We start from the raw sequence: 14,655 nt of genomic DNA, 5'->3' as shown, positions 1-14,655 counted from the left end.
CAGCCCCCCACCTCTCTACCTCCCCCACCCGTCATTCTCGGGTTGACAGACTACTAGATGACTTTTACCGACACAATCACATCATTAAAGTCATTATCTCCACCGCCGCGAATATCTTCAAAGCCAAAGATATTATCTGCCATGCGTCGCACATGATTAACTCCATCACTATTAGCTCCGCTATAGGCAAAATAGGTATTGCTGAAATTGGGACTGGAAGCTGAACCACCATTAGCGATGAGGATGGGAGCATAACGTACACCGCCCATGAGTTGTTCATTAAAGACAGCAGTTTGTTGATTGCCTGTACTCAGAAGCATATCCAAACGATTGTTTATGGCTAATTGAGCATAGTTACTATCCTGATTTGGATTACCAGAAACCACGTTACCTTGGCTATCCAGCACCTGACCCTGTTCATTAACTCGATAGAAACCGATTAAATTGTCATAAGCTGCTTCGCGGTTTACGGTAAAGCTGATGTTATGGCCTTGATGATCCAAACCAGTCAGATCAATTGTTTTATCAAGGGTTGTACCAAATACAGTTCCTTCTAAGGTGGGAGCAGCTTCGATAATTAGATCATCGTAACTGTTATCACCGTTGGTTTCCCAATTAAAAACAAGATTTGCTCCGTTATCAAGGGTTTGCAGCGCTTTGACATTTTGGGACAACACCAAAGAACTATAGTCTCCAGTGTTAAGAACGGTGGTAGCATCCCTACCTTGGATCATATATAAGCCAAAGTAGGTATTGTTATCAAACTCTCCTAATGTTCTGCTGAAGCTATTACTATCAAAACCATTAGGGTTTTTGTCCAGAATAGAGAAGATGGTTTGACTGTGTTTTAAAACTTCACTTAGATAACCTGTGCTGTTGTGATTAATGCCATTAATGCTGCCATCTGCATCAGTTTTATATAGACCGATTTCAGCCTGAGTCTTCCCGTCATGCTTGATGAGGTTAAATTTAATATTGGCTAAATTATCCATCACTTGGAAAATACCATTACCCCTGATTTCTAATTCAGGGTTGGCAATACTCAAAGCACTGGTATAACTATTAGCAGATTGTAATCCAAAATCAGCAAAACTCTGATTAGCATCTCTGGGAATGGATATCGCCCCTAGATTTCGTTGATAAATTTCTCCATAGTTACCCATAGATTTAATGATATTTTGGGCAAAATTAGCAGTTAAACCAAATTTTTCGCCAAGTTTGCCATTAACACCCAAAAATTCACGGATAGCAGGATTATTACCCTTAACTAATTGATCTACATTTGCGCTGGTAATGCCTAATTCTTCGGCTTTGGTGAGGGTATCAATGATCAAATTGATCACATCTAACCAATCTGACTGATTTTCATCCACTACAAAAGCGATTGGTTCTCTTGATAATACTTGATCCAGTATCTTATGATTTTCAGGATTGGAAAAGGTACTCAGACGACTAGCAATAATCGAGCGATCGCCAATTAGAGCATCAATTTCTCCATTTTGGTAAGCATTGTAAAGATCAGTAGTGCTAGTATACTCTACCTTAGTGAAGTTAATGCCAACCAAATTATCATCTAAACCAGCGAAAGCAGTCGTATTTGCTTCTACCCCTATACGTCTGCCTGTCAGCGTCCCAAGAGAGCTAATACCGCTATCAAGACCTACTAAAATAGCTTGTCCATCAAAGAAATAAGGCTTACTAAAATCAATACCCACAGAGCCATCCCGGACTAAATTATGAGTGGTGCTATTAGAAGAAATATCCACAACACCGTTAGCCGTATTAGTTAAGCTGCTCAGTAAAAAACTGGTAGGATTACTAAAATTTAAGTGATTTGCATCGCCAAATAAAGCCACAGACAGGGCTTTGAGAATATCAATATGGAAGCCACTCCATTGATCATTTTCTTGGTAAAACAAACCTGGATATTGACTCGATGATACACCCGCGTTAATGAAACCTCGTGCTTTGATTTCTGTTAAGACATTGCGATCATTATTGTTAATTAATTCCGGTTTTTGACTGACGCTACCAGCGAAGGGTAAAGAATAGAGTAAACCATCATCAGCAAAAAGATGGTTGCGACTTCTTGATAAATCTCCAAAATTATTTTGCCAAAACTCAGCATAGTTACCCATTGTGCGAATAACTTGATTAGCAAAATCATTACTAATACCGAGAGATTGTCCTAAATTACCTTCTAAACCTAAAAAGCGTCGAATTACTGGATCATTACTATTTACCAAACTATCCAAATTAGTGGAAGTAATACCTAAAGATTCTGCTGCGATGGGTGCGGTAATTGCCCAGCGTACCACATCAGCCCAAGAAGATTCATTTTCTGGTAATACCATACTCATGGCTTGAGTAGATAGTTCTAAATCTAAGACAGAGTTACCTGTGGGTAAATCCTTAACTTGACTAGGATTGAGAACTACTGCACCAATTTGATTATTGTCATAAGCCGTCATTAATGTCTGATTATCAGCAAATTCAGCTAGTTTGTAGTTAATACCAGCGTTACCTAAAACAGCGCGGAGATTTTGGCGAGAGTCGCTATTGGCGATCACTCCGATGGTGACATTCTGTAGATCTTGAGATTGAGTGATATGACTATTATTTTTAACAACAATAACTTCACTGTCATAGAAAGTCGCGGGCGCAAAATCTATTTGATTTTCATAGGTATTGGGGAATAGATGCACCGAAATATCTACTTGTTGAGTGGTTACTGCTGCAAAAATATCTTTTTCATCTAAGGTGACATATTGCAGTGCTTGAGAATCACCAAAGAGCGCCGCAGCTAAGGCTTTAGCTTGTTCTTTTTGCCATTGAGGAGTATTTGGAGCGATCGCAACTTTAATATAACCTCTGGTCAAAATCTTGCCTAATAAACCTTCGGATTGAGTAGGATCAACTGTTGTATGCGTCAGAGTTGCTAAACTAAGTATGTCACCTGTAGTCAGAATATTACTATTAGCAGGGAAAACAGTGGGGAAGGTTAACTCAGATACCACATCTACCACTGGTTTTAAGTTTAGCAGAGCATAAATATTACCTTGATTTTGGATTAAAGCGAGGTTTTGACCATCATATTTAAGAAAACCATGAGCAAAGGTAAGTTTACTCAGATCAAAAGAGTCAAATTGTTTAGAGTCAATGACAATGCGATCGCCTTCTGCGGGATTAAAATCACTAAAGATATCAAACCCATCATTACCAGAAGTAATCACAAATTGATCTGCACCGATACCACCACTAACGACATCATCTCCTGCGCCACCAATGAGAATATCATTACCAATACCACCACTTAACCAATCATTATCGGCATTACCATTAATCAGATCATTACCAGCATCACCTTCTAGTTGGTCATTCCCAACATCACCTGTGAGTTGATCATCACCTTCTCCACCGTGAAGAATATCGTTACCTGCACCACCGTTAAGGATGTCATTGCCCGTACCTCCTTGGAGCAAATCATTACCATCTTCACCCCAAAGTTGATCTGCACCAAATTGACCAGCCATGATATCATTACCTGATCCACCGTGAAGAATATCGTTACCAAAACCACCATCAATTTTATCGTTATTCCCTAAACCAAAAATTTGATCATTACCATAGCTACCTTTTAACCATTCAGATTGATCAGTACCAGTGAGAATATCATTATTGATTGTTCCAGCTATCACTTGATCTGGTCGGAAAACTGAATTATTACCTGAATTTTCATCATCCTTGATCACGAAATAAGCTGTATTTTGATTAGGATTGATAGCAAAACCATCACCAGCATATTGAAGAGTGAGGGTAATTGATTCAGGAGATTCACTTAAAGTATCATCCAAGATTTCTAAATCAATAATCCCTGTTTTTTCATAAGGTGCTATATTTAGCTGTCCTACTGTGGGATTATACAGTAATTGATAATCTTCCCCTAAAGTTGCAGTTCCCGAAAGAGTATAAAAGATAGTTAAACCTTGCGCGGGTGCTGTCTCACCAAGATTGACAATAAACTTACCATGATGGAAAGAACTATCACCTTCTTTTAGTATTCCTTCGGTGCTGATGGTGACAGTCCGCGCCTCATTTAAACCATATTGAATGAGATGATTATTCTGATTTAAAATGGCGTGGAAACTATCCATAACATCTGCGGGTTCTATTTCTTTGGTAATCACCTTTTGCATGATCACAGGTAGATTTTCCACCAGGATCGTTTTCATGTAATTAAGGGTTGGTAAGATCAACCTTAAGTTATCTGGATGAGAAGTATCACCAACGATTTTATGAAGTTGAGATTCAGTTTCGATCATCAAAGATGAAAACGCTGATACAATTTCATCACTAACAGGTGTGGGACTATTTTGAGTTAAGGCATTAATTAAACTGCGGTTAACTTCTGGGTTAGTAGGATCAATACTCCCTTGATCTGCTACTACTTGGGCAATGATCTTGAATAGTTGATTTTGAACCTCAAAATCAGATAACTGGGGTTGAATTTGTTTAATAACGGCACTGCCCAATAATAACAGGTTATGAGCCATAGTTTGAGCGATCGCCACATCATAACCAACCAAATGACCTTGACCAATTTCGCTATAGGCATCAAATTGATTTAGTAAAATATCGCCAAATTTGTCTAAATCAAAACTTTGCTTGATGATCGTTTCGGCTGCTGTTTCCGTTAAACCTTGCAGTATTAAACCTGTTTTCAGGGTAGTCAGAGGGCTAATTTCACTACCTACCGTAGCCATAAAGGGGACTTTAACTTCTTTGCCAGTGGTGGTATCAATACCGCCCATACCTATGACTAAGGCTTCGGTATAATCTAATTTACCATCCCCATTGGTGTCATAATCGTTAAGGTTATATTGCAGATTAAAACGCCCATAATTATCGGTTGTTACGGTCGGTTCATTTTGATCTGGGATGAAATTGCCATTAATATCAAGGAAAACTTTAGCATCAGCGATCGGTCCATTAAAGGCTTTTTTAAGTGCTTTGCCTGCTTTTTTAACACCACCATTTATACCACTACCAACGGCATTTGCGATGTTTTGAAGAGACTTATTAAAAGTATTGTAGGAATCTCCAATCCCAACATCAGTGTAGAGTGATGCCGCATTACTTCCCAAATCTTTTAAAGCATTGATTCCCGTTTGACCATAATTAGCAAAGAAACTTTCGACATCCTTCGCAAAATCAATCGTGCCATTTTTGATGCCATTGTATAATTGCTCTGCATCATCAAAGAGATTAAGAAATTCTTTCTGGATTTTATCAGCTACTGCTTGAGAGGTTTCAACAATGAGGTCATCCCAAGAATTGACATTACTACTAAATGAAAAGCTAGGAATAGAGAGGTTTTTACCCCATACAGTAAAGTCAATATCTTTGATATAACCAGATATTTTGCCATCTGTACCCACTGTTAAATTTAATACCCCATCTGCTTTTAAACTTGCTAGTTTAAGAGTACCAAAATAGGGAACACTCAAGCTTAAAGGAAATTCTAAACCTAATGCTCCTGTTACACTAGCACCATTTTTTCCCGCAATAACACTGATGTCTTTAGATAATGTCCCAATGATGTATGCGCCACTGCTTATAGCTGTTTTCACAGGCATTGGGGTTATAACCCCATTCAGTAGAGCATAAGCAAAAGTATCAAACAGGTTAAATTTTAATCCATTTTCACTCACATCCAAGGATACACTGGATATGGTTTCTCCTAGAAAACTAATGTTGCCATTACCCATAATCACAAATTTACTGTTACTATTACCTGAATTTGGATTGGTAGTATTAACAGTTTTAAAGTTATCTATTTGAGTGATAGGAGTATAAAACTGTACTCCACTCATAATAGTATTTGAGGCTAGGGTAATATTATCAATCGCCCAAGTATCATCACCCGTATTGGTAAAATTAGTTTGTTGCCAACGGAATTGAGTATGATCAGTTTTAGCTGCATCGGGTAAAGCGATCGCTTGGGTAGTCCAATTGGTGTATGTAGTGGCGTAATTACTAGCTAATAAGGTGGTTAAAGTCGTCCAAGTTTGACCGCCATTGGTGGAATAGGAAACTAACACATCTTCCCCTGCTTCTGGTGCATCTCCTGTGGTTGATATTACATCTTCATCACCATAGGTAGAGCCTTCGTAAGTGAAAGGATTTCCCGCTGTATATTTTTGTCCAAAAACAAAGTCAAACTGTAACGCTTTTGTGTCAGTGGTATTTAAAGATTGGGTAGTAGCATAACGCTGATTTGTTTGATTTAGCTTAGAAAGATAGGTTTGGTAAGTATTAGCATAGTCATCACCCCAAGTCCCTCTTTCTTGACGGAGAAAGTCACCTGCACCATCGCCGTTGTAGTCTCCTACAATAATATTTGCCCCTTTATCATAGTTAAGCACCGATTGATATTCGGGGAGGTTGGGACTAACTATATTAAAGTACCCATTTCCCTGAGAAAGAAAGATATTGAAAGAACCATTTATATCATCATCCCAGCCATTTTTTTCTTGACGAATGAAATCAGTTTTACCATCACCGTTATAGTCTCCGGTAATGATATTTACGCCTGGATCAGACCGTAAAGAATCTTGATAGGGATCTCCGGATACATTAGAACCGGGGGTAACTATATTAAAAGTACCGTTACCATTAGAGAAATAAACGTTGAAATTAGTACTTACATCATTATCCCAGTCACCTTTTGCTTGACGGATGAAATCGGTTTTACCATCACCGTTATAGTCTCCGGTAATGATATTTACGCCTGGATCAAACCGCAAATTATCTTGATAGGGATCTCCAGATACATTAGAACCGGGGGTAACTATATTAAAAGTACCGTTACCATTAGAGAAATAAACGTTGAAAGTATTCTTTATATCATCATCATAGCCATTTTTTTCTTGACGGATGAAATCGGTTTTACCATCACCATTAAAGTCTCCGGTAATGATATTTGCTCCTCCATCAAACTTAAGATCCTTTTGATAGACATCTCCGGAAGGAGTTATGGGGTTAAAAGTACCATTTCCATTAGACAGCCAGATGCTAAAAGTCGAATCGTTATCATTATCCCACCCACTTTTTTCTTGACGAATAAAGTCTGTTTTACCATCGCCGTTGTAATCTCCCATAATGAGATTGACACCCGGATTACTTAGAAGCGAGGTTTGGTAATTATAAGTAGTACTTCCCGCATTACCAGATGGGTTAATGGCATTAAAAGTACCATCACCATTGGATAAAACTACTTGAAAGTTGCTCCCGCCACTATCTTTATTCTGACGAATAAAGTCGGTTTTACGATCTCCATTAAAATCTCCTGTTTGAATTATCGCTGAAAAGTCATTAGCAACAGAGGACGGGTAATTAGTATTTACAGTATTAAAAGTACCATCACCTTGAGAAAGATAAGTCGTAACTAATTGGTTATCATAACTCCATTGGAATTTTTGTTGCCGAAGAAAATCTGTTTTACCATCACCATTAAAGTCTCCCGTAATCAAGTTAGCAAAGGAATCTTTTAATAGAGGTTGAGATACATCTGGCAGAGGAGTGACAATTGCAAAGGGTTTACCAGTAAAATAAAGGGCTTCGCCATTACTGATGGTAGTTCCATTATCTTTTTGTGCTTTTAATACGTCTGCACCTTTGATATCCGCCCATACATTATTGGAGTTGGTGACTACACCAACATTATCAATTGCCCAATTATCTAGGACATAACTAGGTTGTGACCATTTAAACCGAGTAGATTGAGTTTGCGCTTGCTTCGGTAAGTCTATAACGACATTATGCCAGTTTCCGCCCTCTGACTTAGAAGTAAAGCTATCTAACAATACCCAGGTATTGCCATTATCAATAGAATATTCCAGTTTAATGGCCTTATTGTCGTCTACAGTATCTCCATTGGTTGAACCATTGGCCACTGACACCTGAACACCACTTATGTTATTAATGGTGCTGTTACCACCTAAAATTGAACTAAAACTTAGGTTTCCACCTTGACTAAGATCATAAGGCTGTGAAATGGCATAGCGATCGCCTGTGGTATTGAAAAATTCTAACGCTCCATCTGCATCAGTATTAAGAAAGCTAGTCCCGATTTTACCACCACTAACCTTCCAATCTGTCTCTACTTGAGCATCGGTAAATAAAGCAGAAGTAGGAATAATTTGATTACTTACTCCAGTATAATTCCATTGCAGTTGAGGGGTGCTAACTCCATTTAAACTTTGTGCATCTAATTCAACTTTATAGAGTTTTCCAGCTACTAAATCAATGGTATTTGTACCTGATTGGGTAGTAGGAGTGAAAACACTGCTATAGTCATTTTTGTAAGCTACAAGTTTACTACTCCAAGAATTTACTTGAGATTGATCAGGAGATACAACACCTCGAAAATAACCATTGTTGTGATTAGAACTTTGATCCACAATGGTTTTTAATCCTTGAGGATGATCAAAATTCCAGTAACCTACTAAGTTAGCTTCTGATCCAGTTAACTTTTGAGTAAAATTAGTTTGAGCATCTGTCGCCGTAAAATATTTATTCCAAATTGCGACTTCATCAATTTTTCCATCAAAGTATTGTTGTGTTGTTCCACGATAACCCCCAATAATCACTGGAGCATTACTATTGAAAATAGAGCGACTATAGCCATCATTCGGATTAGTATATGTTACCGAATTATCCAATTTTCCATCAACATAAAGAGTCACATTTAAGCCATCAGTGGTTGCTATAACATGATGCCATTGTTGATCGTTAAATTGACGATTACTAACTACGCTTCTGTTTCCATCAAGGACTTGAGTTGTTGTTGTATTTTTATATACATCGAAGGTAAAATCAATCTTGTTGGTAGTGCCGTTGCGCTCTAACCTCCAACCATTGTCTCCTTTGCGAATAATGGCTTGAGATGTGGTATTAAACTGATCAACTTTAATCCAGGCTTCTACCGTCATGGATTTACTTCGATCATACATCCCATCATAGTTTTCAATCTGAATATAATCACCAATTCCATCAAAATCTATGGCTTTTTCAGGATTTTGCCAATTATCTATTAACTTAGTGTCATTAACAGCAAGGCGAGTACCGTAATTACTGGTAGTGTTGAAGGTGTAAGTACCAGTAACAGGTGCTTGTATCCAGCCTGTGATTTTTTGACTAGAATTACTAGCTACAGTCAGGTTTTGGAAGCTATTTGTTAAGTCAATAGTAACGGGATCACCTGCTAAATTAATATTATTAAAAGTTTCAACTTTTAAGCCTTGGGTAAATCCGCTTGCATAATTAGCGATCGCTCTTTCAGGAGATAACCCCACATTATAGAGGGCTACTTCATCAATTACGCCATTAAAATAATTACCATCACCCGTAAGCCTCACAGTATCGGATAAACGGGTATCTTGTTTCATGTAACCAATACCAATATCCTCACTATGGACAGGTATGGTGGTAAAGCTGGTGGTGACAGTCCCAAATGATGCCCCATTGAGATAACCTGTTAAGTTACCTTGATCAAAACTCAAGACAACGTGATATTTATTGTCTTTAATTACTTGAGTCGCTAACCATTCTCCTGCATTTCCAGACCATGCACCGAGTTTTAATTGATCACCATCGAGATAAATATTGAGACCACTTCCTGTGCCACCTTCTTCATAGATAACCTGTTTACCTGTGAGATCATCGGCTTTAAACCAAAGTTCAATACTCCGGGCGGTGGTGGCTAGAAGGTTAATATTATTATGATCGGGAATAGCAATTCCATCATTAACACCGTCAAATTTAACTCCTGTACTCCCAGCCACTAAACCAGGATTATTGAGAGTAGGACTACCTACATAAGTACCATTAACGGCAGTACCTAATGTGCCGATATTTGTGGCTGTTGTGCCGCTAGATTCGTTTAAACGCCAATGGGCAATTGCATTAGGAGTTGAAAGTGTGGGGGTTATTTGACGATATTTATCACTAACAGAGGCAATATTATTGTCCGTTAGGGAAACATTATAAATAGATTTGGGTAAACCACCGTCAAAGGTTTCACTGAGAATTTTATTTTCACGACTAGAGCGATCGCTTTGATCAATTGGTAGATAATAGGTTAAATTGGTTTCGACAGTTTTATCTAAGCGCTGATTCATATTGGCACTAATTTCTGTCTCAGTGCGGGCAGTTTTCCAAATCCGGACTTCATCCATTTTCCCAGCAAACTGATCTGTCCCAGATACCCATTGACCAATAAATAGATCACTATTAATATCAATCCCGTTGGAACTGCCGGTGAAATTAAGTTTACTGTCTAAAACTCCATCTACATAAAGTTTACCAGTATAGAAACCATCTCTAACTACTGCAATATGATGCCATGAATCATCATTAATTGCATTGATAGAACTAGCAGAGGGTTGGGTATTACCACCGGGCTGAAAGTTAAATTTTGTCTGTCCATTTTCTAGCCAAACCCGCCAATAATCTCCCGTACCAGTGCTGGTATTACTAGCACCGATTAAAGTACCATTCAGATCAGTGGTTTTAACCCATAACTCAACAGTAAAATTACTGGTGTTAAAATCAGCAAAACTAGCATCTCCGGCTTTTACTTGGACATAATCATTTACACCGTCAAATATTAAAGCTGTTTGTTCTGTTTCTCCCTCTAGAGTTAATATTTCCTTTCTGGGGAGGGGATCACTATTAACTGTTGTAGTGGTGATTGTAGCGCGATCGCCTTGATCCACAGGTAAATAATAAACTAGATTAGTTTCTGTGGTCGGATTGACTCGATTATCGCTATTAGTTTTAATTTCTGACTCTGTACGGGCAGTTTTCCAAATCCGCACCTCGTCAATTTGACCAGAAAAATAATTAGTCGCTTCACTGAAATTCAGGCTACCAATTTTTAAGGTATCGGTACTATTATCAAGATTAGTAGCCGCATAATTACTACTTTGAGTATCATTAACTCCATCAACAAAGACCCGACCAGTGCCAGTAGTGCCACTACTATAATCCCAAACTACTGCTACATGATGCCATTTACCATCATTTACGGCAGTATTGCCCTTAATATAGTTATTGCCAAAGCCAACAAAATTAACTTTACCTAATTCATTAATATAAAAGGCTTTTTCTCCTTTCTCCCAAATGGTATCACCATCACTTTTAACAAGAATGCTCTCTTTTGTACCTGTAGTTTTAATCCAGGCTTCAATGGTAAAGTCTTGATTAGCGAGGTTCAATCCCGTTGGTGTTGCCTGAACATAATCATTAATTCCATCTAAACTCAAGTAAGTGCGCGGTTGTCCAGCTAGGCTCAAAAATCCTTGATTATTCACACCCTCCGCTAAACTTACAGTACCATCAGCATTAACTGTAACTTGCGCTGACTGGCCTTCTTTGAGATTCCCGACAAAGAGTTTAGCATCAATGCCTAAAGTATTAAATAAATTAAGTTTAGCATCAATATCAATGCCACCTAAACCCACTTCAACAGAGGCTTTAGCTACATTAAAACCAAATAGGGTCAAAGAAGCATCGGCTGAGAGGGACAATCCAGTAGTGGAAAAGTCCAAATTGAGTTCTTTACTTTCATCTACTGTAGTAGTCTTTGGATCATCAATCCCTTCCAGGACAAACCAACCCAGACCTCCGATATCAATTTTTTCTAAAGAAAGAGAACCTTTATATACAGGGAGGCCAAATGAAGTAGTGGCACTATAGGAAAGCCTACCATCCCAACCCCAAGCACTAATTCCAGCATTAATGTGAGTCCCTTTGCGGAAAGGTTCTCCAGCAATAATGGTGGCATCTGGCATAAAGTAATATAGTGGATCTAAATCCCCATCACCATCACCATCAATAGACTCTATGGTAAGATCAAAAATTGAGTTTAGGAGATCAAATACATTCTCTACTTCATCAAAAGTATTGCTTAATTGACCCGCCGTAAAAGAGCCGACTGGACCTAAAAATAGATCCATTGCGCTGATCGGGCGATTAAGGGTTAGTCCAAAACCGTTGTTTTTAGGATCATTAATATCAAGGGAAATAAAAGCACGGAAGTCATAGTTACCAAATCTTAAATCCCCAATAAAGCCAATAGATTTTAGTGCAGTAGATCCAAAACCTATTTCTAGTGCTAACTGGCGAAATTCTGAATTAGGAATCCCAAAGGGGTTACGCCATCCTGATCCTAAAGTATCTAGGTTAAAATATCCTGATACACCATTTTTGGTCGGATCACTGGAAACTATTGTTTTGAAACCACCCACTAAATTTAATCCGGGTTCATTTTTTTGCACCGGATCATAACCTTGAAGGGTAATATTACCCGATAGGGCTTGAGTGGTGGTAAAGCCCATATTAATGGGGGTTAAACTATAATCTAAACCAAATCCGTTAAAATATAGTTCAAATGACTCGTCAAAATTAGGAATTTGGTAAGGAAACTTAACTACGGGCTGATCTAGCTCAAGATCGAGGTAAAGATTCAGACTTTCAGCGCCATCTGTGCCAAGTCCAACTCCTGCTAGTAACTGAGACTCAAATAATTTGTCTAAATCAAATCCCACATATTTATCAAGAAAACTTGTTATTTCCTTGGGCATGGGATTGTCAATTTTAATTGTCCCTGTCCAGTTAAATCCTTTTACATATTTCGGCTCTCTCCCTTCTTCATCAAATTTAGTATTGCCGCTACTAATCGTATATAGTGGGTTTTTGATCGTTAGACCTCCAGGCAGATCCAAAATCGAACTCAGGGAAAGGTTCGTGGTACTGAAATCTTTATATTCAACTTTATAGATGACTTGATTACCATCTTTTTTATTTTTCTCGTATTTTAAGGTTAAAATATCATCATTGCTTGGATCAGCGTCATTTCTTTCATTCAGTTTGATGGAAATATGAAATTCTTTCTTTTTATCACTTTTGCCAAAATAAATTTTTGGTTTATTTGCTTGAATCTTAGAAAAACCATTAAGGGCGGTATTGAGGTCTTGAATTGATGGGTCTATTGGTAGAGCGGGAAAACCTGTTTTATTTAAGGTGTTGATAAAGCTTTGAACATCTATTTGATAACCGGGTAAGGAATCTGCAACATTAAACTCAATCGCAAGATTTTTAAGATTTGAGTCTATTGTTAAGTTAATAAGATCAGTGTTTGGCACACTCTTTAAAGCATTAACCAAACCAGGAGCAGTTACGCCTATGGCATCGGTAAATTGATTAGTAGCAACTGCTAACTGAGAAGCTATGGTACCAAATTGAACCCCGTTTAAAATGATATCCATTGTTGGCTTCTCATTAGGGTATAGCTGAAAAATAAATCGAGGGTTACTAAAGATGGGATTGGTCTTAGGATCGTTAGGATTAATATTATTTTTTAAATCCTCGCCAATACTACCGGATTCACTGCCGCCAACAAAATCACTAAGTGTAAAATCATGGTTTACATCAACCCTAAAGGAATATATTCCGTCCACTGTGCGAGGCATTTCGGTAACGATTGCCCCATCGATATAACTGCCTACAATTGATTTAAGTTTACCCAATGAACCGGATAACTGTTGGGTGTCATACCCCTTGCCTTCTTTCAAGCCGTTTTTGATAATTTCTTCTAAATCTTTATCGTTAACTACACCATCGCCGTTATAGTCAACTACAGTCCAATAGTTAAGACCAGAAGCATTTTGACCAGTGGGTTTAATAACTCCGCTTATATTATTTAGATTAGACATGGTGATACCTCGGTTTTTACTTTATTGGATAACGAAAAAAATAATCTATTTACACAGCAATTCCAAATTCAAACGGCAACATAGAATACAGACATAATCTCGCTTCTATAAAAGTAAGAGAGATTAGGCTGATCTCTGAGATTTTTTGCATTTCCTCCTCGAATCTCAGTCTCTTGGAGAGTAAGTAACCGGCAAATAAACTTGATCAATCACTCAATAGAGCGTTACGTTGATTCTAAATATTGACATGAAACCTCTTTCCAGTAAGCACTTCGAGATTTTTGTCTGTTTGACTACACTCTGAGTTTGGAATTGCTGGTATTTCTTACAGTATGATACAAGAGACTAATTATGTAAGTGTATAAAAGTTACTTAAATTTCTAAAAAAGTTACTTTTTGTTCTAAAAAAGTTACTTTTTGAGGAAAATTATGATCAAAAACTACTGGCTGATTTTGGATCAAAGAAATCTCATATAGCAGTATTCAGTCGTATGAGGTGTAAAATAAGCTCTACAAAGCTTGCTAACTTAGCATAACAAATGTCGAAGAGCCTAAGTAGCTGGTTGCAATTAAATATAAAATGTGGGATAGGCATCCTGCCTGTCCACAGGCTAGAAGCCTGTTCTACGATCTAACAATTAATTAAGCCCACCTACTTATATGTTATTAATCAATGATTTTGGACAAGTTATTAATTATCTGAAAACTATCATTCCTCCAGATAGCTTAACTCCGGTGATGGAATTAATCTTAAAAGAAGTTTTATTAGAAAAGAGTTATTCTGAAATTGCTGAAGAAATTAGTTATGATGCTAATTATATTAAGCGGGTTGCTGCGGAATTATGGCAATTATTATCCCAATATCTCAATACTAAAA

1 protein-coding gene and 1 pseudogene are annotated in these 14,655 nt (G+C 37.8%); one reads left to right on the top strand and one right to left on the bottom strand.

The window, feature by feature from the left end; translation table 11 throughout:
* Positions 1–53: 53 nt before the first annotated feature.
* Positions 54–13,778, bottom strand: coding sequence for a LamG-like jellyroll fold domain-containing protein (locus IQ228_RS08815; RefSeq protein ID WP_193962673.1), 13,725 nt, complete (start codon positions 13,776–13,778; stop codon positions 54–56).
* A gap of 660 nt (positions 13,779–14,438) precedes the next feature.
* Between IQ228_RS08815 and IQ228_RS08810 the strand changes: the two are divergent.
* A pseudogene (locus tag IQ228_RS08810) lies at positions 14,439–14,655 on the top strand (hypothetical protein); the annotation flags it as partial.

It is taken from the genome of Dolichospermum sp. LEGE 00246 (genome assembly GCF_015207865.1).
In the GTDB taxonomy this organism is placed as follows: domain Bacteria; phylum Cyanobacteriota; class Cyanobacteriia; order Cyanobacteriales; family Nostocaceae; genus Dolichospermum; species Dolichospermum heterosporum.
This window is presented reverse-complemented; position numbering and strand designations above follow the sequence as displayed.

Coding starts and splice junctions, on each gene's coding strand:
- IQ228_RS08815 (WP_193962673.1), bottom strand. CDS start 13,778: ATGTCTAATCTAAATAATATAAGCGGAGTTATTAAACCCACTGGTCAA.